Source organism: Limnoraphis robusta BA-68 BA1 (assembly GCF_034932365.1).
Taxonomy (GTDB): Bacteria; Cyanobacteriota; Cyanobacteriia; order Cyanobacteriales; family Microcoleaceae; genus Capilliphycus; species Capilliphycus robustus.
The window spans coordinates 1-20,420 of sequence record NZ_JAYGHR010000097.1; the positions used below are offsets into that span (position 1 = coordinate 1).

Annotated in this window: 21 protein-coding genes and 2 pseudogenes; 12 read left to right on the top strand and 11 right to left on the bottom strand. The window is 41.9% G+C overall.

Annotated features, from left to right (window positions below):
* The 4 genes from VB836_RS27670 to VB836_RS27685 all read left to right on the top strand — a co-directional run.
* Nucleotides 1–716 (top strand): RNA-guided endonuclease InsQ/TnpB family protein (locus tag VB836_RS27670; RefSeq protein WP_323224403.1); only part of this gene is annotated, 716 nt, incomplete at its 5' end.
* 105 nt (nucleotides 717–821) lie between these two features.
* On the top strand, nucleotides 822–1,871 hold the full coding sequence (locus VB836_RS27675; protein ID WP_323224405.1) for an ABC transporter ATP-binding protein: 1,050 nt from the start codon (nucleotides 822–824) through the stop codon (nucleotides 1,869–1,871).
* Nucleotides 1,872–1,880: 9 nt separating this feature from the next.
* Nucleotides 1,881–2,681: an ABC transporter permease gene (locus VB836_RS27680; protein WP_046279469.1), complete on the top strand. Its 801-nt coding sequence runs from the start codon at nucleotides 1,881–1,883 to the stop codon at nucleotides 2,679–2,681.
* A gap of 3 nt (nucleotides 2,682–2,684) precedes the next feature.
* On the top strand, nucleotides 2,685–4,382 hold the full coding sequence (locus VB836_RS27685; RefSeq protein WP_323224408.1) for a GldG family protein: 1,698 nt from the start codon (nucleotides 2,685–2,687) through the stop codon (nucleotides 4,380–4,382).
* Between the two features lie 122 nt (nucleotides 4,383–4,504).
* Here VB836_RS27685 and VB836_RS27690 read toward each other — a convergent pair whose 3' ends face one another.
* Complete coding sequence (locus tag VB836_RS27690; RefSeq protein ID WP_323224411.1) at nucleotides 4,505–5,740, bottom strand: RNA-guided endonuclease InsQ/TnpB family protein; 1,236 nt, start codon at nucleotides 5,738–5,740, stop codon at nucleotides 4,505–4,507.
* Nucleotides 5,741–5,787: 47 nt separating this feature from the next.
* On the opposite strand from VB836_RS27690, the pseudogene tnpA (VB836_RS27695) reads away from it, so the two are divergent.
* From tnpA (VB836_RS27695) to VB836_RS27705, 3 genes and pseudogenes are all read left to right on the top strand, one after another.
* Nucleotides 5,788–6,225: pseudogene (gene tnpA / locus VB836_RS27695) on the top strand (IS200/IS605 family transposase).
* Nucleotides 6,168–6,539: pseudogene (locus tag VB836_RS27700) on the top strand (RNA-guided endonuclease InsQ/TnpB family protein); the annotation flags it as partial. The pseudogenes tnpA (VB836_RS27695) and VB836_RS27700, both read left to right, overlap by 58 nt.
* A 304-nt stretch (nucleotides 6,540–6,843) precedes the next feature.
* Nucleotides 6,844–7,668, top strand: a complete 825-nt coding sequence (locus VB836_RS27705) for a DUF4340 domain-containing protein (RefSeq protein ID WP_323224415.1) — start codon at nucleotides 6,844–6,846, stop codon at nucleotides 7,666–7,668.
* Here the strand turns inward: VB836_RS27705 and VB836_RS27710 are convergent.
* A complete protein-coding gene (locus tag VB836_RS27710; RefSeq protein WP_323224418.1) occupies nucleotides 7,665–8,132 on the bottom strand; it encodes a hypothetical protein in 468 nt (155 codons plus the stop codon). The two genes, VB836_RS27705 and VB836_RS27710, sit on opposite strands and share 4 nt — an antisense overlap.
* A 253-nt stretch (nucleotides 8,133–8,385) precedes the next feature.
* On the opposite strand from VB836_RS27710, the gene VB836_RS27715 reads away from it, so the two are divergent.
* Nucleotides 8,386–8,904 (top strand): hypothetical protein, encoded by a 519-nt coding sequence (locus VB836_RS27715; RefSeq protein WP_323224421.1) that lies wholly within the window; start codon nucleotides 8,386–8,388, stop codon nucleotides 8,902–8,904.
* A gap of 76 nt (nucleotides 8,905–8,980) precedes the next feature.
* On the opposite strand, the gene tnpA (VB836_RS27720) is transcribed toward VB836_RS27715, so the two are convergent.
* The gene (gene tnpA / locus VB836_RS27720; protein WP_323224424.1) at nucleotides 8,981–9,376 is read right to left on the bottom strand and encodes an IS200/IS605 family transposase; all 396 of its coding nucleotides are present in this window, start codon (nucleotides 9,374–9,376) and stop codon (nucleotides 8,981–8,983) included.
* A gap of 88 nt (nucleotides 9,377–9,464) precedes the next feature.
* Between tnpA (VB836_RS27720) and VB836_RS27725 the strand changes: the two genes are divergently transcribed.
* Complete coding sequence (locus VB836_RS27725; protein ID WP_407659780.1) at nucleotides 9,465–10,637, top strand: RNA-guided endonuclease InsQ/TnpB family protein; 1,173 nt, start codon at nucleotides 9,465–9,467, stop codon at nucleotides 10,635–10,637.
* Between the two features lie 35 nt (nucleotides 10,638–10,672).
* Here the strand turns inward: VB836_RS27725 and VB836_RS27730 are convergent, their stop codons facing one another.
* Nucleotides 10,673–11,587, bottom strand: a complete 915-nt coding sequence (locus VB836_RS27730; protein WP_323224428.1) for a DMT family transporter — start codon at nucleotides 11,585–11,587, stop codon at nucleotides 10,673–10,675.
* A gap of 245 nt (nucleotides 11,588–11,832) precedes the next feature.
* Here VB836_RS27730 and VB836_RS27735 point away from each other — a divergent pair, with 245 nt between their 5' ends.
* Nucleotides 11,833–12,579, top strand: coding sequence for an alpha/beta hydrolase (locus VB836_RS27735; RefSeq protein ID WP_323224430.1), 747 nt, complete (start codon nucleotides 11,833–11,835; stop codon nucleotides 12,577–12,579).
* Between the two features lie 11 nt (nucleotides 12,580–12,590).
* On the opposite strand, the gene VB836_RS27740 is transcribed toward VB836_RS27735, so the two are convergent.
* From VB836_RS27740 to VB836_RS27760, 5 genes are all read right to left on the bottom strand, one after another.
* The gene (locus VB836_RS27740) at nucleotides 12,591–13,505 is read right to left on the bottom strand and encodes a RusA family crossover junction endodeoxyribonuclease (RefSeq protein ID WP_323224432.1); all 915 of its coding nucleotides are present in this window, start codon (nucleotides 13,503–13,505) and stop codon (nucleotides 12,591–12,593) included.
* 68 nt (nucleotides 13,506–13,573) lie between these two features.
* A complete protein-coding gene (locus VB836_RS27745) occupies nucleotides 13,574–14,353 on the bottom strand; it encodes a 2-phosphosulfolactate phosphatase family protein (protein ID WP_046282023.1) in 780 nt (259 codons plus the stop codon).
* 375 nt (nucleotides 14,354–14,728) lie between these two features.
* The gene (locus VB836_RS27750; protein WP_046282021.1) at nucleotides 14,729–15,160 is read right to left on the bottom strand and encodes a heavy metal-responsive transcriptional regulator; all 432 of its coding nucleotides are present in this window, start codon (nucleotides 15,158–15,160) and stop codon (nucleotides 14,729–14,731) included.
* Nucleotides 15,161–15,210: 50 nt separating this feature from the next.
* Nucleotides 15,211–15,504, bottom strand: coding sequence for a hypothetical protein (locus VB836_RS27755; RefSeq protein WP_323224434.1), 294 nt, complete (start codon nucleotides 15,502–15,504; stop codon nucleotides 15,211–15,213).
* Between the two features lie 167 nt (nucleotides 15,505–15,671).
* The gene (locus VB836_RS27760) at nucleotides 15,672–15,842 is read right to left on the bottom strand and encodes a chlorophyll a/b-binding protein (RefSeq protein ID WP_046282019.1); all 171 of its coding nucleotides are present in this window, start codon (nucleotides 15,840–15,842) and stop codon (nucleotides 15,672–15,674) included.
* 146 nt (nucleotides 15,843–15,988) lie between these two features.
* Between VB836_RS27760 and VB836_RS27765 the strand changes: the two genes are divergently transcribed.
* Together VB836_RS27765 and VB836_RS27770 are read left to right on the top strand one after the other, a co-directional pair.
* Nucleotides 15,989–16,771 carry an HAD family hydrolase gene (locus VB836_RS27765; RefSeq protein ID WP_323224437.1) on the top strand — a complete coding sequence of 261 codons (783 nt, stop codon included), beginning with the start codon at nucleotides 15,989–15,991 and terminating at the stop codon, nucleotides 16,769–16,771.
* Nucleotides 16,772–16,852: 81 nt separating this feature from the next.
* Nucleotides 16,853–18,067, top strand: coding sequence for a DNA double-strand break repair nuclease NurA (locus VB836_RS27770; protein WP_323224440.1), 1,215 nt, complete (start codon nucleotides 16,853–16,855; stop codon nucleotides 18,065–18,067).
* Here the strand turns inward: VB836_RS27770 and VB836_RS27775 are convergent.
* Both VB836_RS27775 and VB836_RS27780 read right to left on the bottom strand, forming a co-directional pair.
* Entirely contained in the window at nucleotides 18,064–19,392 is a 1,329-nt protein-coding gene (locus tag VB836_RS27775; RefSeq protein ID WP_323224442.1) for a PspA/IM30 family protein, read from the bottom strand. The two genes, VB836_RS27770 and VB836_RS27775, sit on opposite strands and share 4 nt — an antisense overlap.
* Nucleotides 19,385–20,299 (bottom strand): SPL family radical SAM protein, encoded by a 915-nt coding sequence (locus VB836_RS27780; RefSeq protein WP_323224443.1) that lies wholly within the window; start codon nucleotides 20,297–20,299, stop codon nucleotides 19,385–19,387. The genes VB836_RS27775 and VB836_RS27780 overlap by 8 nt, the downstream gene beginning before the upstream one ends.
* Nucleotides 20,300–20,420 lie beyond the last annotated feature (121 nt).

The following is a 20,420-nucleotide window of genomic DNA, read 5'->3' on the forward strand; positions in this document are numbered from 1 at the left end:
TCTGCTTTAATGCTAATCGGTCTGAACCGGGAAACTATACCGGAAAAGTAGTCGGTTTAGACTTGGGTTTAAACTATTTCTACAAAGACACTAACGACAATGCAGCCATCTATCCCAAGTATTTAAGATCATCTGAAAAGCGAATTAAAAAGCTACAGCGACGACTATCTAGGAAGTTTGTCAAGGGTAAAAAGCCTCAATCAAATAACTACCACAAAGCAAGAAAAAGACTAGGAAAAGCACATTTGAAGGTTCAACGCCAACGCAAAGACTGGGCTGTAAAACTGGCTCGGTGCGTGGTGGCATCTAACGATGTCGTGGTGTACGAAGACCTCAAGATACAAAACATGGTCAAGAACCATCATTTAGCTAAGTCGATTTCCGATGCAGGTTGGTATCAATTCACTCAATGGTTAGACTATTTTGGAAAAGTTTGGGACAAAGCAGTGATTTCTGTTAGCCCACATTTCACTTCTGCCGATTGTTCTAACTGTGGTTTTCGGGTGAAGAAATCACTCAGCACCCGGACTCACAAATGCCCTAAATGTCAGACAGAAATTTGTCGAGATACTAATGCGGCATTAAATATTTTCAAGAAGGGCATGAGCATTTTAGGGGCTGAGTATAACAGTACCGAAGGGCATTCGGAAACTGCCTCGTTCGAGGAAACGCTTGGGGAGATTCCACCTCTGTTAATGAGGAGACATCCGACTTAATAAGTGGTGTTGATGAACCAAGAATTAGCAATAGCTAAGAATCCCCTTTCTTTAGAAATGGGGAGTATGTCAATAATCGCATGATTGCAGTTTAACCCACAACCGATGATCGAAGTCGAAAATCTGTGTAAGATCTATGGTTCAACCCCCGCCCTTCAGGATGTCTCATTTTCCGTGGAAGCCGGAGAAATCTTAGGATTCTTAGGCCCCAACGGAGCCGGAAAAACCACCACACTGCGAATTCTCTCCGGCTACCTCCCGGCTACCAGTGGCACCGCCAAAGTTGCAGGCTACGACGTTCACGAACAATCTCTGGCTGTGCGTCAACGGATTGGTTATCTCCCCGAAAACCCGCCGTTGTACCCGGAAATGAGCGTGGAGAGTTTCTTGTTCTTTGTCGCCCGGATCAAACGAGTCGTTGCAGGCGATCGCAAACAAAACGTCGAAGCCGCCCTAAAAAAATGTGGACTGTGGGAACGGCGAAAATCCCTGATTCGCAAACTCTCCAAAGGCTACCGTCAACGAGTTGGCATTGCTCAAGCCTTGGTACATGATCCACCTGTGATTGTTTTGGATGAACCCACCGTTGGCTTAGACCCGCGCCAAATCATCGAAGTCCGCAACCTCATTAAAAGCCTAGCTGGAAATCACACCATTGTATTATCGACTCATATTTTGCCAGAAGTCAGCATGACTTGTAATCGGGTAACGATTATTAACCGAGGCCAAGTGGTGGCAACCGGAACACCAGAAACCCTGATGGAAGAACTCACCGCCGGATCAGGCTATGAACTCGAACTCGATAGCGCAATAGATCCCGAAAAGTTAATCCTCCTCGAACAAATTCCCGGTGTGCGATCGCTACAATATCTTCCCGAACAACTCGAAGACCGCAGACAAATCCAAATTTTCTGTGAACCCAATACCGAACCCGGGCCAGAAATAGTCGCCGCTTGTGTCTCCTACGGGTTGAACCTCTATGAAATGCGCCGCACTCGCGCTAGCCTAGAAGATGTCTTCCTCGAACTCACCACCCAACAAGTTGCGGCATCACAGGAGAGTCTAGAACCGGAAGCGATATCTGAACCTATAGACGAAAAAGCCGATGCAGTAGACAATAATCAACTAGACGATGAACCCGACTCAACCCCTTAACGAACGATTATGCTTGTCACCCTCAGCAACCTGATGGCAATCTATCGCAAAGAACTCCAAAGTTACTTTGCCTCACCTCTGGCTTATGCGATCGCTGGAGTGTTTTGGGTGTTGACGGGATATTTCTTTGTTGCCGTTTTGTTAGGGCCGGATGGTCTAATTCAACAAGTCGCCCTGCGCGATCAGTATGGCATTACTGACCCTCCCATTGACTTACCCTACGAATTTCTACAAGTCTTTTTGCGGTTAATGGGTTCAATGTCGTTATTTGTTCTGCCGATGTTGTCAATGGGACTCTACGCCGAAGAACGCAAACGGGGAACGTTGGAACTTTTGGCAACATCTCCGGTGACAAATTGGGTGGTGGCAACGGGAAAATTACTCGGGGTTCTCACCTTTTACACGACGATGATATTACCCTTAATGGCATTAGAAGCCGTCGCCCTAAGTGTGGCGGAACCGCCGATGTCTCCGGCTATTTTCCTGACTGCCCATGCGGGATTAATTTTACTGGCGGCTGGGGTGCTATCGTTGGGAATGTTCATTTCTTCGTTAACAGAAAGTACAATTTTATCGGCGATCCTCACGTTTGCGTTAGTGTTGTTTTTGTGGGTGATGGATCTGATTGGTAATAGTTTGGGTGGCAACTTCGGCAGTGCTTTAGCCCATTTGTCGCTGATTTCCAACTACACGAACTTGATTCGAGGCGTTTTAGATAGCAGTAGTATTATTTTATTTGGCAGTTATATTATTTTAGGCGTATTTCTCACCGCTCAGTCCATTGATGCCTTGCGCTTCCAGCGTTATTAAACCATGAAAAACAAAACAGCCGTCAGTTGGAAGTTCTTAAAATACACCTTTTGGCTAGGCCCTATCCTGATTATTATGGGCTTATCAGCCGGGTTTGTTTCGGGAAGTTGGCAACCTGTTCCCTTGGGTTTAATGATTGCGGGAGTGGTGATTATTGGGTTGTGGTTTTTGTTTCGCGTCTATTTTCGTCAAGGCGATAGTCTCAAACATCCCTACTGGAGTCGTCGTTCTACACAAGCCGGAACCAATGCTTTTGCGGCGACGGTTTCTGCATTCGTCATTGTTGGGTTAATAAACTTTCTTGCCCTTCGTCATGCAGTCCGTCTCGACTTAACCGAAAACCAACAATTTACCCTTGCCCCGCAAACACAAACGCTGTTAACAAATTTAGAACAACCTGTTAAAGTATTAGTGTTTGATCGCGGTCAAAATCCCCAAGCTAAAGAACTGTTAGATCGCTATAGCCGCCTCGCCCCCGAAAAATTTAGTTATGAATTTATCGATCCCCAAATGCAACCCGGAGTCGCCCAAGAATATGGGGTGAGTGAGTTTGGGGAAGTTTATATTGAGTCGGGAAAGCAACGCCAGTCTCTCCCAAAAGAAGGTTTAGAAGTTCTCAATGAAGTCAAACTGACGAACGGTATTGAACAATTAAGCAGTAGCCGTACTCCGAAAGTTTATTTCCTTGAAGGTCACGGTGAACGTCCGTTAACGGAAGGACAAGGCGGTTTACAAAATGCAGTTAATGCTCTGGCTGAGAAGAATTTTATCATTGAACCGCTCAGTTTAACGCAACAAGCGACGATTCCTGAAGATGCGGATGTGATTGTCGTTGCAGGGCCACAACGTCAACTGTTTAAAGGGGAAGTTGAAGCCTTAGAGACGTATTTAGATCAAGGCGGTAGTGTATTATTAATGATAGACCCGAAAACCGATCCGGGATTAAATCAATTCTTAGAAAAATGGGGCGTTAAAATTGATGATCGCCTCGCTATTGATGCAACCGGAAGCGGTCGGTTAGTTGGACTCGGGCCTACTGTTCCGATTGTACGCGAATATGGGGAACATCCGATTACTCAAGCGTTTAATAATGGCATTTCTTTTTATCCTTTAGCCCGTCCTGTGGAAACTCGCACGATAGAAGGGATAACAGAAAGTCCTCTGATTTGGACAGAAGCTGAAAGTTGGGCGGAAACAAACCTAGCCAGTCGCGAGTTAGAATTTAATCCCGATAGCGATCGCAAAGGGCCGTTATCCTTGGGAGTAGCGTTAACCAAACCTGCATCCGAACCCACTCCAGCCGCGCCTAAACCCACACCAACCCCTACTCCTGAAGCAGTCACCCCAGAAAAGCCAACAGAAGCGACACCAACCCCTACTCCTGAAGCAGTCACCCCAGAAGCTTCTGAAACCCCAGAAGAAACCGCCCCCTCAGAAGCAAGGTTAGTCGTGTTGGGAAATTCTCAATTTGCGACAAATGGTTGGTTTGAACAGCAACTCAATGGGGATGTGTTCATCAACACGGTGACTTGGTTAAGTAAACCCGATCAAGGTACCCTGTCTGTTCGTCCTAGACCTGTTACGAACCGTCGAATAGCGATGACACCCGTTTTAGGGCGTTCAATCAGTTGGGTTGCTATCATTATCTTACCGCTCTTTGGGTTTGTCACCGCAGCAATTTTATGGTGGCGACGAAGATAGAACAATTATCGCCAAGTAGCAGCGCCCCGAGTCCCAAACCGCAACGGCACCCAAACCAAAAACGGATAAACAATAAAAGCAGTTGACATACTCCCCGCATTAAAATGACGGGGATTCTGAACTCAAACAACAGTTGCAGCGAATACCTGTCTTATACCGTCTAATTCAAGAGTCGATGCCCCAACTCTCTTGATATTTAAAGAGGCATTTTCATCACGTCCGTTAACACTTGAACAGGACGGACAACGCCATTCTCTAATATTTAATTCCAGTTTTTTCAGAACATGACCACAGTGGAAACAAGTCTTAGAAGAAGGATACCACTGGTCAATAAAGACGATTAATTTACCTTTTTTCAGGCTAACCCATTTCAGTATTTCAATAAATTCACCGAAGGCTAAGTCACCTATTTTTCGCCCCCAAAGCCTTTGCATTCCTTTTAGGTTTAAAGTCTCGAAGCAGAGTACATCAAACAGGTCGGTGAGTTGATGAGCAAGTTTCCAGAACCAGTCACGGCGGCGGTTTACAACTTTCTCATACTGGCGAACAAGATGCTTTCTCGCTTTCTCCCAGTTATTAGAACCTTTCCGTTTTTTAGACAAACTTCGAGACGCTTTCTTAACATCGTTGATGGCTTGCTTGAAAAACTGCGGCGATTGTATTGAGAACCCTTCTGAACAGGTTAAAAACGTCTTTATCCCGAAATCAAATCCCGCGATTTTACCCGTCGAAACAGATGAAGAACAAGGAAGAACGGATTCACTTATCTGTTGGCAGCCAAGATCTGTGCGACCCACAGACAACTTAATCCGTTTTTCGATTTCATATCCGTTTTTAGTCTCTGACTTGATTTCAGCGTGGTTACTGTTATCGACAACAACCAATAAAAACATCTCACCAAGAGGTGTTCTCTTTACCGTTACAGTTTTGACTTTTCCCTCAATCGGTTGAGAATCCCAGAATTGATAGACTTTACTACCAATCTTGATTCTGTTACCACTGAAAAATTTGTATCCAGCTTGTTTTAGAGTGAATGATTTGTACTTCTTAACCTTCTTGAAATTAGGCGGTCTAACTCCTTTCTTGTTGTGTTTGAAGAATAATTGATAGGCTTTTTCAATGCGCTGACAAATATCTTGAACAGCTTGAGAACCTACTAATTGCCAAAACTTGTTACGTTTTCTTAATTTGGAAATATGCTTTTGAAGATCTGCACAGTTCAAGTGTTTGCCCCATATCCGGTAGTACCGTTTATGCAAGGCAACACAGTGATTATAGATAACTCCTGCTGCATTGATAGTGAGCTTGAGATATCTATTTCGCTTGTGTTGATAGAACTTAAACTTAAGTGTCTTCATAGTTTTATGATGATAACATGAACTGTAGGCTATTACAATCTATTAACATGAAATCGACATATAGACACTTTAACCACGCCGTCGGAAATGCTACTGTGCATTTGGCGCAATTCCTTGCCGCCGAAAGAGGTTATTCTATAGAAACGAACCATTAAAGCTGAGATGTATAGAGGTTTTACAGTCGGTCGAAGAACGATAATAAATGGGCTATCAAAGCAATAGAGGTCGCTTCAGATAATCTTCACCTTCTTGTAGAATATGATCCACACCATTCAATTGCTCAAGTTGTTGAAGCTTTTCAGGGTAGAACGTCTCGATTTCTTAGACAAGAATTCCCAGAATTGTTAAAACTGCCTAGCTTGTGGACTCACTCTTATATGTTTGATACTACTGGGAAAATAAGCAGCAAAAGAATACTTGAATATATCATTGTCTTGCCAAGTCAATTAATGATGCGGGTTGGTATCAATTCAGAAAATGGTTAGAGTATTTTGGAAGCAAGTTCGGTCGGGTAACAGTTGCTGTTAACCCTGCTTATACCTCCCAAACCTGCTCTAATTGTGGTGCGATTGTTAAAAAATCTCTATCAACTCGAACTCATATTTGTCAGTGTGGGTGCGAGTTAGACAGGGATCATAATGCCGCAATTAATATTCTGAATTCAGCTTTGAGTACGCTAGGGCATAGCGGAACTTGGATCTTAGATCAAAACGCTACCCTTCGGGAACGCCTGCGGCGAACAGGAGATTTGTCCTCTACTGTGATAGGAGAAATCCTGCCTCAGCAAGTCGAGTCGTAGAATGAAGAATCCCCGTCGTTTACGACGTGGGAGTGTCAAAAATTGTTATACTCTCTCCTATGGGATCTCTCAATGATTCTAGCTCAACTGTCAGTTCCGTCAATTCGGTTCAACTTGTATACAGTCACAGCCGAAAATTTGATCAATAGCAATGAGCAGAGAGCGTGTTTACAACTTCTTTGTGTCTTTGTGTCTTTGTGGTTAAATCAGGCTTGATCCTTGTCAAGATACCAGCCCTCACTGCGTATATTGTCAACACCTTAACCCCCACGAACCCTTTTATTTTAAATTCCGCAAAACTATAATGAAGTTTCAACGATCTACTTTAATTTTAATGCTGATAGCCCTGGGTTTAGGCGGATATGTTTATCTTTTTGAAGTGCAACAAACCGCTCAAAAACAAGAAATTCAAGCGATAGAAAAGCAAATTTTTTCGTTTTCCCGAGATGATGTCAAATTCTTAACCGTAAAAACCCCCGAACAAACGGTAATAGTTGAACGAATTTCTGACAGTGAAAACCCCCAAGAATCGCCCTGGAAACTGACCCAACCTGTTCAAACCCCAGCTAACCAAGCAACGGTAGATTTTTTATTAAATCAGTTAGTAACCGATCAAAGTATTCCTGAAGAACCCAATATCGGCTTGCGTCGTCTGACAATTTCCCCAGAAGAATTACCCCAATATGGTTTAGATAATCCCCAACAAATCGTCGAAGTTAAACTAAAAAACGAAGAAATATATCAACTGATTATCGGCAAAAAAGACTTTAGTGGTCGTTCAATTTATGGGAAAACTAATACATCCGAAACTGAAGAAAACCTCTCGATTTTAGTGATTCCCGAAGGGATTATGTCCGCCATTGTTCGCCCCTTAGACGAGTGGAAACTTGCTGAAACTCAACCCCAAGAAACCGAAGTCAAATCTCCACCTGAAAACTTACAAACCCCACCTCAAACGCCCGTTGAAGCGACGCCTGTACCCCAAACCAATCCTTCAGAACCCAATAACCCAAATCAAACGGTACCGCCCCCTTCTACGGCTGCACCTGAACCCCAAACCCCAACTCAAACCCCAACTCAAAACCCCTCTGCCAACCCGGAATCTGCCGAAACTGAAAATCAGCCCTAATTAAACAATTCCACACATTGATTAAACCAATTTTCAGCACCGTCACTGATTTGATTGGGACTAAAAGAATGAGAATATTCTTCGATATTTAAAGCTTGATTAGAAACATTCATTTCCCAACCACTCACCCCTTGATCTCCGATGACGGGATAAGCGTAGGTGAGATTTTCAATTTTACGAGTTGCTGACTGATAACTTCCTTGAAAACAAGCCCCAATATCCGAATCTTGGAGATAAACCAACCCTCGAACTTGGTCATTTTTATCCCGCAAATAAACAATATATTCCGCCCCAATTTCACTGGGTGAGGGGGTTTGACCCCGGAAATTAACTTGAGACGTTTCTCGTTGAAGTAAAGGTGTTTTTACAGGAGTTGCGAAAGACATCTCAGGAACAACAATCAAACTTAAGACTGTTGTCGCCAGAGTCGCAAAGATGCTAGAAGAATAAAGTTTTAACTTCATATTAATGTCCCCGATGAGTGGTGACATCTATAACAACAACTTGGGAATGAGCAATTCCTGAGAGGAAATTAGAAAAGACGGTAAACCCATCCCTTCGGCGGGTTGGAGAGAGTGAGAACCGGGAAAACGGGGTGAAACCCATCAGAAACAGACATAATTACGGAACCCGCCCCTACAAATGTTCACTGAATATGGTATCCTCCAGTTCAGATTGCAAATTTGCTCATAACCATCTTTTCCTAGAGGATTTTAGATGAAACGCAAACATTTGGTTTGGCAGGGAATGACGTTGTTAGTTGGTACAATGTTCTTCGGAACAGCTTTAGCCCGAGAACTGTCCGAACAAGAAAAAACAGTCGTTTGCAGACTCAAAGAGGTGGTGAACGAAGCAGGGAGAGACGGTTATGAGTTGATCTTCTGGCCGGTGGTTCGTAAAGGGCCTCCGAAAATTAGCGCTCCTCTAACGGTTAAACTAGATCCATCCGTTGAGTATCTGTTTGTGGGCTACTGCGATGAAAATTGCAGTGATGTTCAACTCAAAATCTCTAACCTGTCTGGAGACGAACTCGGTTCTGAACAGGATACCTTATCCGTGCTAACCTTTGAACCGCCCTACACCGATGACTACGAGTTAAGTTTGCGAATGACAGACTGTAGCACCGAAGAAGGATGTGTCTTCGGTTTGGGAATTTTAGCGCCCAAAGGTGCGGCTGTCCCCTTCGCCTCTCGTTTACCGCCAGAGTTAGCCCAGTTTGAGGTCTGTAAGCCTTAATTTGACCGAGAATCAAAGAGCGCAAGCCCCTAAATTCTATTTATGGGGATAAGCCCAAGTGCGAATTTATTCGCCGTCAGACTTCCTTCTGATTTTGAATGTATTGCTTAACTATTTCTAGTGGCGCTCCACCAACAGTAGCAACGAAGTAGGAGTTAGTCCAAAGAGTTGGAAGCCTTGATTTGAGCTGCGGAAATTCCAGCCTTAAGTAACGGGAGGTTGCGCCTTTAAACCTTTTAACAGCCTTGTGAATGCCAAACTGGGGGTCTACCTCAATGAGCAAATGTACGTGGTCTGGCATTATCTCCATCTCAAGGATGTCTACCTGTATTTCTTTGGCTATTTGCTCAAGTAATTCCTTGAGTCGAGTATCCACACCATCAATCAATACTGGGCGTCTATACTTGGGAGTCCAAACAATGTGATATTTGCACGAATAAACGACGTTCCTATTCGACTTAAAATTCTTCATAAAACTCCGGAAAAATAGATAGCCTTGATGTGTATAATTAATTATACAGATATAAGCTATCTAACCAGGAGGTGATTCAAGAGTGTTGGTGCTGGAGTATAAAGCAGTCGTGAAGAAGGCACAGCGCATAGCTATTGATGAAGCTATTCGTACCTCACAGTTTGTTAGAAACAAAGTGCTGAGATACTGGATGGATAATCGAGGTGTCGGCAAAAAAGAGATGTACCAGTACAACACTCAGTTACGTGCAGAGTACACATTCGTTGCAGAACTCAACTCCCATGCTTGTCAAGCATCTGTTGAGAATGTAGAACGTGCAATCAATCGATTTTTCGACAATTGCAAGAAAAAGAAGCCTGGGAAGAAAGGGTACCCTCGGTTCAAGAAAAATACCCGTTCGGTTGAGTACAAGGTTTCTGGCTGGAAATTGCATTCATCCAAGCGTCGTATTAATTTCACCGACAAAAAAGGTATTGGTGAACTCAAGTTGTTAGGAAAGTGGGATATTCACACATTCCCCGTAGATCTAATCAAGCGAGTTCGCATTGTACGAAAAGCTGATGGCTACTATGTGCAATTTTGCGTCAAGGTTGATAATCAGCAAGATGCACCAAATACTAATACAGAAGTCGGTATTGATGTTGGACTAGAATACTTTTATTCCGACTCTTCCGGCAATCACGAGGAAAATCCTCGGTTTTTACGCAAAGCCGAGAAGAATATCAAGCGCTCTCAGCGTCAAATTTACAAGAAAAAGAAGGGGTCAAGCGGACGGAAAAAAGCTCGTGGTGTTTATGGACGCAAGCATTTAAGAGTAACTCGACAAAGAGAAGAACACGCTAAGAGACTGGCGCGTAACTTATGCCTAGCAAACGCTAAGGTTGTCTTGGAAGACTTAAATGTAAGCGGACTGGTGAGAAATCACAAGCTAGCCAAAAGTATTAATGATGTTTCTTGGTATCAATTTCGTTGCTGGCTTGAATACTTTGGGCAGAAATTTGGTAGAGAAGTAGTCGCAGTTCCACCGCATTTCACTAGCCAAGAATGCAGTAAATGTGGTGCTAAAGTTCAGAAAACTTTAAGCACTCGCACTCATTCTTGTCCACATTGCGGATACGTTGAACATCGGGACGTGAATGCTGCCAAAGTAATCTTAAGTCGTGCAAACGCTACGGGTGGGCAACCCGGAAGTAACGCTAGTGGAGTTGTTGTCTCTATCTCTGTTGGTCGCAAGACCTGCAAAGGCAAGCAACGACAGTGAAGCTAGAATCCCCGCGATTCTATCGCTGGGGAGTGTCAAGATCCTTGAAACAATAATACAACTCCTGCGATCGCAATCATTGCCCCTAATATTGCTCTGAGGCTCACTCTATCTCCCAGACTCGCCGCAATCGGTAAAACAAACAGAGGACTGGTAGAACTGAGCGCTTGAGCAATCCCCGCAGCCGTGAATTTCAAAGCCGTTTGTTGCAACCAAATTCCCAAGTATGTGCCTAAAAAAGTTGCCAGTCCGATGACTAAAAATGTTCGTCGAGACTGCAAGGGTTTTAAGATTAAATCAAAGTTTTGGCGGTGAATTAACAGCCATAAAAATAAGATAACGGTTCCACCCGATAACCGTAATAAGGTACTCCACAACGGGCTAATTTCAGTTTGCGTCAGGGCGACGTGCGATAAAATGACACCCACCGCTTGACAGATTTCTGCTAATAACCCAAACAACAACCCGCGTCGTAAATGAGTTGAACCGACAACACCATCTCCGACTCGTTCAGTTACCACCCAAGCCACGCCTAAAACGGTTAAAATAATCCCAAACCAAGCCGAAAGCGGGAGTCGTTCTTGTAGGAAAATAAACGCTAAAATTGCCGTTAGGGGCGGGGCTAACGTTTCCATCAACAGCGCTCGTCTTGGCCCCAAACATTTCAACGTAGTAAAATAAGCACTGTCTCCGATGGCAATTCCAATGATACCACTCAGCAGTAATAAACCGACGGTTGTTAATTCAATATCAGGGAATAGACTGCCTCGCAGGATAATCGTTAACAGAAAGAATAGAATCGCCATCACGCCTTTAATTAAGTTTAATCCAATGGCGGAAATTTTCTGTCCGGCTTGACTATAAACTACCGAAGATAGCGACCACAAAAAAGCTGCCAATAAAGCTGCAAATTCACCCCGAAAGTTTGTTAAAAGAGAAAGTTGAATCATCTAAAATGCTTGAACACAATTAACGCATGATAACAGGTTCAGAGAAAATTGGTTAGACCACAAAGAGACAAAGACACAAAGATTTTATCTTGGTGATCTCCCTGTGGAGCGTGTTTTTTATTCTTTTAATTTAGGGTTTTAGATAAAATTTTTCAATTATTCTCTATCTCTATCTTTTTATAGAGGATTTTCCAAAAAACTGAGTTAAAATGAAAGAGTCACTGTTGTTTCTGAACGCAATACGGATGGTAAACTATCAAGAAATAGAACCAAAAATACCAGCTTTAATTGAGCAGAAGAAACAGGTAAAACAGTTTGAAAAGAGCTTAAAAGATATCTATTTTATTAGTGGATTGGGTGCAGATAGACGGGTATTTAAACGATTAAAAGTAGAAGGATATCAGCCTGTTTATGTTAATTGGTTAGAACCTAAAAAGGGGGAGTCAATTGAAGATTATGCTCAACGTTTAACGTCTCAAATTAAATCAGATCATCCTATTTTAGTGGGTCTTTCTTTTGGGGGTATTGTTGCGGTAGAAATTGCTAAACAGATTAAAGTTGAGAAAGTGATTCTTGTTTCTAGCACGAAAACTCAGTCGGAAATTCCACCTTATTTTAAAGTTTTTAGAGGGTTTCCAATTCATCGAATCTTTCCGTTTAAGAGTTTATTTTGGGCATTGTATTGGATACTGTTTTGGTTTTTTAGTATAGAAACCGTTGAGGAACGTCGGTTATTGAGAGCAATTTTGCGAGATACAGATGCAGGTTTTATGAAATGGGCAATTCACAAAGTTGTGACTTGGAAAAATAAAACAATTCCTGATAATTTGTATCAGATTCATGGGCTAAATGATCGCATTTTTCCCAAGCGTTTTATTGACGCGAATTGCTGGAAAGAAGGGGGGCATTTTATGATTTTGAATAAAGCGGTTGAAATCTCGAAACTGTTAGAAGAGATTATTAACCGCAAACCGATCATCCCTAACAATTAGAACAAATCTCATTAAAGCGGCTGTATTTCTATCCAAATTCCGGTTTCTTCTGTTCCTGAAACATATTCAACGGTTAAGCGGGGAAGACAACTTAAACGATCATCCATTAACACCCCCGCCCCGTTTAAAGTGAGTGCATCTAAACAAGCACCCGCCATGTTATCTAAATCAGAATTGGTGCGATGATTCCCAAAAAAACGAATGGCAACTGCCGCTTTTTGTAGGGGAAATTTATGCTTAGATCGCAACTGAGACATCTGACGATATAGCTCGATTTCCGCTCGATTTCGCCATTCTCGATAACGATTGGGCATATAGGTGCCATTTGAGGTGACACGGGGACGAGCCTTTGGAACAACCGCTCCGGGAATACAAAACCGAATGATATCCGCAGTAGAATGAAGCTGAGAATTCGCTTGAATGGGTGTAAAATCAACATCAATAACGGATTCAATCTCAGGGGTAGCTGGGGCGGGTGACTGTTGAAGGCTAATACTTTGAGGAACAGCTTCAGCAGAGGGTTCTAAATGTTTAATTTCCTCTGGTGCGATCGCTTCTGGAACAACAGTCAATTCAGAAAGCAGACGAGGAGAAGGAAGCCAACTCTCGGGTTTTGGGGGTAATACGGGCTGTTCAATATAGTCTTGAACTTGAGAATATTTACCCGCCATTCCCATATACATCTGAGCCGTTTGTTCTGTGAGATTACACTGCGTCTTCAGCCAATTTCCCCACTCAGTCGCAGAAATTACAGTTCGAGCTTTGATCAACACAGCCCCGGCATTGCAAGCATGAATCAGTGAGGTTTTGGGAGATTGAATGCAAAGCTGATGTTCTTGATGAATGCGAGTCGCCAATTGATCAAGTTGATCGGGTTTTGGGAGAGTCAAAATAGAATCCGTGAGCAAGTTTAGTGGGCTGTTCACATTAAAAGAAAACTCTATCCCTAAAGAAATAACATCTGAGATTTAATTGCGGAATGCAACGATGAATTTTAGGTGTTTGAATCATCCATCCAATATTGCAAATTTTGAGTTTCGAGATTAGACTTCACCAATACACCGGGTTCACTTTGAATCGGTAGAACATCTAGCTTATCGGTTTGAGCGCAATATTTCAAGTCATCATAGCATTTTAACCCAGCAAGACGCCTGCCATGACTGGCTGAGTTCAGCAGTTGATAGAGTTGATCTTGCCACTGCAAATAAAGTGAAATCGCCCCATAAACTTCGTCATTGCCTGCGACATCATCGACAGGATAACCCATTTCTGTGATCAAACTATTGGCAATTGCGCCTGCACAAACCGTATCCTCTAAAGAATAGCTTCCTTCCCAACCTGAACCCAAAATCCAAACCGTTTCAGGCTTTTTCGTCATCAGATACTCAACAACGGCTTGTCGATTAACCAAAGCAGACGTGATCACCACCGGAGCATTTTGAACCCGTTGTAAAGCCCGAGTGCCGTTGGTTGTGGTCATAAATAATCGTTTTCCGTTGACCATTTCCGGCGTGCAGTCGAGGGGAGAATTTCCCAAATCACAGCCTGCGACTTTCTGGCCTCCGCGTTCACCGACTCTCACGCGCTTGTCAGCCGGCCATTGTTCGCTGACTTGCATTAACACTTCTATGTCGCTAAAAACCTGCACCGCTTCAGCCCCAGCATTCAGCGCCGTTGCAATTGTTGTTGTTGCCCGTAGAACATCGACGACAATCGCGCATTCAGGCATATCTGTCGGGGTAAGTTCGGGAGTGTGATAAACAAACAGCTTCACAGTGATGACCGTTATAAGTAAACTTGCCGATTATCTATTTTAGGGTTTTTTGACCGAGTTTAACTTTTATTTTTGAATGGTTCTATGAAATCCTTAAATTTGCCTTTAGGGGTTGACCATTTGGAATTTTCCATTTACAATAGAGTAAATAGTAAAATCAGGCTAGTCATGTCATACCTAAAGCGATGGGAATCCCCACGCCGCCAGGGAAGAAACGATAAAGGAAAAGGCGGTTCAGCTCGAGCAAAACAACTGAAGAAACGGCAGCAAGTTCTGCGAAACAAACTAAAGCCCGACCAGGGCAATCCAAGCAAACCAGAACAGCTAGGGAAGGGAAAATCAGAAAATCCCTTCCCTTTATTTTTGGGATTATATTTAGGAATCAACCTGAATATTCGGACAGATAGTCTGCGCCGCTTGTTGAAATGAAGGTTGATCTTGCCATTGATCAAGTAACTCAACTAACTCCCCTTTGAGGGTTTCTAAAGCGGCAATTTGCTGATTAATCGCATCAACCTTCGCTTCTAAACAGTGCTTCACCTCCCCACAAGGCAACTCACCCTGATCGCGAATCTCTAAAATTTCTCGAATTTCACTCAAACTCAACCCCAAAGATTTAGCCCGTTTAACAAAACTCAACCGCGTTAAAACAGAGGAATTAAACAGGCGATATCCAGACTCAGATCGTTCAACCGTCGGAATGAGTAAACCAATCTCTTCATAATAACGGATGGTTTTAACCGATAAACCCGTTTGACTGGAAACTTCACCAATTTTGAGGAGTTGATTGTGGGTTGTAGAAACCATGAGAACAAATTTTAAAACTCACCAGCCAAGTTGCCAATTCTCCTTTTATATTAGTAAGGCGGACGCTTCTGTTTGGGAGTCAACATCGGCAGAGGAGCTCGAGAAGAACTCGGAGGAAGATAATATTCTGGTGCGGCTTCTGGTGACTCGACTTGAGAACCTTGGCTTTGCCACCATCGAAGCAAAACTGCAATACCAACTGTTCCCACTCCAAAACCCAATAGTGACCAAGTTGCGCCGACTCCGCCAATCACAGCATCAACCGCTCCCACGGTAATCATAAAACTGACAACTGGCTCTCTACGATAAGCGGACTTAAACATCCGTAGCCATAATGCGTTCATCTGTGCTGATTCTACTCTCTATTATCGTTATTTTCTTTAACTTTTGATGGGCATCCGCAATAAAGTCTACTAGCCGACTTGCTGAAATTCATCTCAACTGATTCAAACTTCCCTTGGAGGTTGTCAAAGCAACTTCCCCCGTCTGAGTAGAGGAAGTTGCCCCTAGATTAACTCAAGCCGAGCCAGGATAGCAACCCTTGTCCGGTAAAATATTCAACAGCGAGTGTGATGACAAAACCGACCATCGCGGCGCGGCCATTTAAACGTTCCGCATAACGATTAAATCCAAATTTCGGTTCTTCTAAGTTGGGGGTAGTTGTCGGTTGTGTTTGTGTCATAGATGTTTGATTGTCCTGCACGGGTCTTACTTTAATTGTAATCCTTCTCAAAAGAAACGTTCTCAGTTGACTTGTGCTGAGAGTCTCCGCCATAGTATACATGAAGCGGACGATCACATCACTATCTAAATTGGAGGTTTTGATTTATGGCAACCGACTCAGCAACGCTTCTCGCTCTTGATTTTGATGGGGTTGTCTGTGATGGTATGATTGAATATTTTCAGACAGCATGGCGAACCTATTGTCGTATTTGGTCGCCTTCTGATCCCGTACCGACAAATGATCTCGCCCAAAAATTCTATCGGACTCGCCCAGTCATCGAAACAGGTTGGGAAATGCCTATATTGGTGCGAGAATTGGTCAAGGGAACGTCTGAAACCGAGATTTTGCAAGATTGGCCGACGATTGCTAAACAGACGATTACCGAAGAAAATTTAGATCCGAAAACGTTATCGACTCAACTCGATAGTATCCGTGATCAATGGATTTTCGAGGATTTACCCAGTTGGTTGTCTTTACATCGGTTTTATCCAGGAGTGATTGAACGGGTCAAGTTATTTTTAGAGTCTTCTTTACAGCTTTATATTATCACAACGAAAGAAGAACGGTTTGTGCGATCGCTTCTCGAACAAGGAGGGGTGAATATGGCAGAAGGGACGATTTTTGGCAAAGGGGAAAAACGTCCTAAATATGAAATTTTGCGAGAGTTATTGGCAACAATTAAACCGACTCCTAATATTTGGTTTGTTGAAGATCGACTCAATACCTTACTGACGGTTCAACAACAACCCGATTTGGGCGATGTGCGTTTATTTCTGGCAGACTGGGGTTACAATACTCAAACGGAACGAGATTCTGTCAGCGAATATCCGCGTATTCAGCTTTTATCTTTGTCTGAGTTTATAGAAGACTTTTCGGCTTGGGGATAACAAAACCTCAGAAGTTGCCTGAAAGATCAATTTTGTTCTATGATTAAACTCATTACCTGTTTTCAAGTCCTCTGAAAACCTATGCTTGATCTGACAAAACTCGCCCTACAAATGCAGGGAATGAGTCAACACATGAGTCGGGAAGTCGAAGCCGCCCGTAAACGCTTAGAGGTGGCTGAAAGCTTATTTGAAGCGGCTAAACCCCATCAAAGTGAGTTAGTTGCTCATCAGGAAAATTTAGGAAATCGTATTTTATTTAATGCAGCAAAGCCTGTGGAACCGATAGATACTTGTTCCTATATTCCCGTTCCCCCAAAAGTTCATACGGTATTCGCTACAGATGGTTCTCAAATTTCACCCAGCGCTCACGAAATTGCCTATTGTTATTTGTTAAATGTTGGTCGGATTATTTTATATTATGGTCAGAGTCGTCATCCGGTTTTAGATAGTGTTCCCGAAATTTATTATCAACCAGAAGATTTATATATTTCTCGTCAATGGGGAATTAGAACTGAAGAATGGATGGGCTATCGGAGAATGGTTTCAGAAGCCGTTATTTTAGCAGAAATTGGAGAGCATTTATTAAAAACATCAAGTCAATTAACCACCCCAACCTTAGCAATGGTAGATGGTTCTTTAACTTATTGGTTTCTTGAACAACTTCCCTGGGAAGCCCGCAATTTAATCTTAGAACCGATATTAGACGCTTGGGAGAGTTTACGGTTAGCCGGAATTCCGATATTAGGATATGTGAGTGCTTCTCGCAGTAGTGAAACGGTGTCTTTTTTGCGGTTAGAAGCTTGTCCTCACCCCGAACCCAACTGTATTAAATATTGTCCGACGGTGGGAATTATTGATAGCCAAGGTTTTTCTAAAAAAGCACCCTGTCAAGGGGTTGAACCGTTGCGAGATACAGTGGTTTGGGCGTCTAAATTACAACCCGGTCAACGTAGTCCGTTATGGCGATCGCAAGCTAAAATATTAGATCTGTATGATGGTCATCAAGTCTATTTTTGTTATGTGAATGTCGGAACAGAAATCGCCAGAATTGAAATTCCCGCTTGGGTGGCTGAAAATTCCGAACAGTTAGAATTAGCATTAGGAATGATGATCGCCCAAGTTAAAAAAGGCTATGGTTATCCCGTAGCGTTAGCAGAAGCCCACAACCAAGCTGTTGTCAAAGGAGGCGATCGCACTCGTTTTTTTGCAATGTTAGAACAGCAAATGATTAAAGCTGGAATGAAAAATATTGGAACCTCTTATAAAGAAGCCAGAAAACGGGGAAGTATTGCTTAACTTCGTGATGCGAGAATCACATAGTCATCAAGTGTATAGCTAGAATTGTACTTAACGCCTAAATACTCTCTCATTAATTTTCCCATGTAGGTTTGAGGGGGTAAGTTAGATCTAGCAAATTTAGCAAACTCACTCCCCTTCATTGTACTTCTTTGAGGGGTAGAAGTCAAATATTTGTACCAAACTAGATTTAACTCCATTTCCCGAAGCATTTTTTCAACTAACTCTTGTTCTTGAATGGGATCTTCACAGCAGTTTAAGTTATTAATTTTCCAGAGTTTTTTATCTTGAATGATCAGTAAAACATAACCTCCGGGTTTTAGGCAAGATTTGAATATATCTTTGTATTTGAGATAAGCAGAGTTTCGGCTTTCAACTTCATAAAACCAACAATGAGAAATCACAATAAAATCAAAAAAGTCTTTAGGGATTTTTTCAAAGTTCGCGTTTTCGTCAAATATATCCGTTGTATCAAAACGAAAATAAGCATTCGTTGCATTTGACTGTTGCTCAATATATCTTCGCCAAAATTGCAAACCTCTGTACTGAAATATATCTTGTTTTTCTAGGGAATAGTAAGCTACCTGAATCGGAGAAAATGGAGTATAAAGATAGCTACTTCGTAAGAATAAATCTAAACCATAAGCCATTGTTCCTGGGCCAGCAGCAATATCTAAAATGTTGAGATGTATCGGTAACAATCCAGATTTATAGATTAAAAACCAAGCTAAATAACTACAGTATACATTTTCTAGAAAATAACGAATAAAGTAAATATGGGGACTGAGTTCATAGCTATAGCTTGGATCTTTTCCTCCTTTTAAACTATTCAGATCTTGCATGGCGTCCTTTAACATCGATTCAAAATTATTTCTTTTTCGACGAAGTTGTTCAAACTCACCTTGAATAAAGTTAGCGAGACTAAGTTCAAAATTATCAAATATTTCGTGAACAATTCCTGTACATTGAAGCAATCCTGCATCATGTTCAATTAATTTTAATTTTTGCCAAATATCATTGATAAAATATTGTTCTTTAGATAAAAAGAGTTGATTCTTTCCTGGGATATAATCAAGATAACTTGATTGATTTAACTGTTTAAGCGTTTCTTCTAATTCTTGCTTTAACTGCTTGATATTTTTGTTTTGTTGATTGATTTTATAATGTAAGTTTAACTTGTCTCGATAAAGCTTTTCTTGCCAAGAAAGCTGTTCTCCTGATCGTTTAGCTTCTCGAATTATTTGTCGAGCTAAATCTTCATTACCTTGCTTTAAAGCCGCACAAAATTTTCGTTTTCGCCACCAACTCTTCAAAAAATTAATCATAGCCAAATCCTGCTTTTCCTTCAAAAACCTCTACATCACAAAGCAGAGCTTTTAACTTGTCAATAAAACTATTATACTTGTCCGGTTCATTGTCATACCACCATTTATATTTTTCTTTAAGGTTGACAGCTTCTTGACGGGTGCTTGCGGCTATAACTGATTCTTTTCTCGCAGCATGAAACGCTTGAATGACGACTCGATCAACGATTTCTAGTTGATAAATAAACTTGGCTTCATCTTCTTCTAAAATAGGAAGTAGGGGTGTAATTGTTACTGAAAATCTAGTTTGATATTGTTGATTGCTGGGAATATTATATCGAAGTTTTCCAATCGCTTTAAGTCGGGCTGGAATACTGGGTGTTCGAGGTTCAAAATCTTTCCGAACTGACTCACTTCCTGTCGGAATACTCATGTTAATTCGTAAGGATTTAAACTGTTGGAGTAAATCTATATCTCTGACAATCATTGGACTACGAGTTTGAATCACTAAAATGGGTTGATAGCGAATCATTACCGATAATAAACCTCTAGTCAGTTGAGTTTTAGATTCTAGAGGTTGATAAGGATCTGTGACGCTACTCATATAAATTGTTGGCGGTTTATTCGGATGACGTTTATACCATTTTTCTAACTCTTTTTCTATCAGTTGAACCGCATTTTGTTTAACAATTACCCAATTTCCCCAATCCTGACGCATCTGATTATTGGGACTAAATGCTGCGGCATAACAGTAACTACACCCATATTGACAGCCTCGATAGGGATTAAGAGTAAAGTCATAAGAGCCAATATATCCTGTTGCTTTATTGAGTATCGTTTTAGAATTTTGGTTAGAAACAGTTGCATTGCCAAACTTTTCTTTGACGAGAGGAGTATCTTGTTGAATCAATTTTTCTTGATTGTCCACTGTTTTCCTCCTCAAAATCATTAGCTATACTCCCTTTTAGATTAGCATAATATTTCTTCTTGGGTATCAAGTCAATCGTGACATTTTTTTTAGATTGTAAATAATTTTAATTAAACCTCAA

Coding starts and splice junctions, on each gene's coding strand:
- VB836_RS27715 (WP_323224421.1), top strand. CDS start 8,386: ATGAAACGCAAACATTTGGTTTGGCAGGGAATGACGTTGTTAGTTGGT.
- VB836_RS27770 (WP_323224440.1), top strand. CDS start 16,853: ATGCTTGATCTGACAAAACTCGCCCTACAAATGCAGGGAATGAGTCAA.
- VB836_RS27690 (WP_323224411.1), bottom strand. CDS start 5,740: ATGAAGACACTTAAGTTTAAGTTCTATCAACACAAGCGAAATAGATAT.
- VB836_RS27675 (WP_323224405.1), top strand. CDS start 822: ATGATCGAAGTCGAAAATCTGTGTAAGATCTATGGTTCAACCCCCGCC.
- VB836_RS27755 (WP_323224434.1), bottom strand. CDS start 15,504: ATGAACGCATTATGGCTACGGATGTTTAAGTCCGCTTATCGTAGAGAG.
- VB836_RS27730 (WP_323224428.1), bottom strand. CDS start 11,587: ATGATTCAACTTTCTCTTTTAACAAACTTTCGGGGTGAATTTGCAGCT.
- VB836_RS27685 (WP_323224408.1), top strand. CDS start 2,685: ATGAAAAACAAAACAGCCGTCAGTTGGAAGTTCTTAAAATACACCTTT.
- VB836_RS27705 (WP_323224415.1), top strand. CDS start 6,844: ATGAAGTTTCAACGATCTACTTTAATTTTAATGCTGATAGCCCTGGGT.
- VB836_RS27710 (WP_323224418.1), bottom strand. CDS start 8,132: ATGAAGTTAAAACTTTATTCTTCTAGCATCTTTGCGACTCTGGCGACA.
- tnpA (WP_323224424.1), bottom strand. CDS start 9,376: ATGAAGAATTTTAAGTCGAATAGGAACGTCGTTTATTCGTGCAAATAT.
- VB836_RS27750 (WP_046282021.1), bottom strand. CDS start 15,160: ATGGTTTCTACAACCCACAATCAACTCCTCAAAATTGGTGAAGTTTCC.
- VB836_RS27680 (WP_046279469.1), top strand. CDS start 1,881: ATGCTTGTCACCCTCAGCAACCTGATGGCAATCTATCGCAAAGAACTC.
- VB836_RS27735 (WP_323224430.1), top strand. CDS start 11,833: ATGGTAAACTATCAAGAAATAGAACCAAAAATACCAGCTTTAATTGAG.
- VB836_RS27765 (WP_323224437.1), top strand. CDS start 15,989: ATGGCAACCGACTCAGCAACGCTTCTCGCTCTTGATTTTGATGGGGTT.
- VB836_RS27760 (WP_046282019.1), bottom strand. CDS start 15,842: ATGACACAAACACAACCGACAACTACCCCCAACTTAGAAGAACCGAAA.
- VB836_RS27775 (WP_323224442.1), bottom strand. CDS start 19,392: ATGATTAATTTTTTGAAGAGTTGGTGGCGAAAACGAAAATTTTGTGCG.